This is a genomic window from Flavobacterium plurextorum (assembly GCF_002217395.1).
Lineage (GTDB): Bacteria > Bacteroidota > Bacteroidia > Flavobacteriales > Flavobacteriaceae > Flavobacterium > Flavobacterium plurextorum.
Genome location: NZ_MUHD01000018.1, coordinates 1 through 369 on the forward strand (window position 1 = coordinate 1; position 369 = coordinate 369).

General features: G+C 27.9%; 1 protein-coding gene. It reads right to left on the reverse strand.

The features are described from left to right. Positions 1–239 (reverse strand): IS200/IS605 family transposase (gene tnpA / locus B0A81_RS10485; RefSeq protein WP_123922177.1); only part of this gene is annotated, 239 nt, incomplete at its 3' end. Positions 240–369: the final 130 nt, after the last annotated feature.

The following is a 369-nucleotide window of genomic DNA, read 5'->3' on the forward strand; positions in this document are numbered from 1 at the left end:
GATGAACTTGATTTAATATCTCGCACTAAATCTGATATTGAAATATTTGGTTTTATTCCGACTAAGATATGAATATGGTCTGGCATTCCGTTTATTGCAATCAGTTTTTGTTTTTGATGGGTAATAATTCCAGTGATATATTTATAAATTTCATCCTTGCTCTTTTTGGAAATTAAGTTTTGTCTACCCTTTACAGCAAAAACAATATGAATATATAGTTGAGAATAAGTATTTGCCATTTTTTGTCAAAATTATTGATCAGTAAAACTAGTTAATAATTTTTATTTTGTAAGATAAGTATTGTTTTTTGTGACATGGAAAATATGTCACCCCTCTGGGGCTTTGTATTGGATGAATGTAAATTGTTCT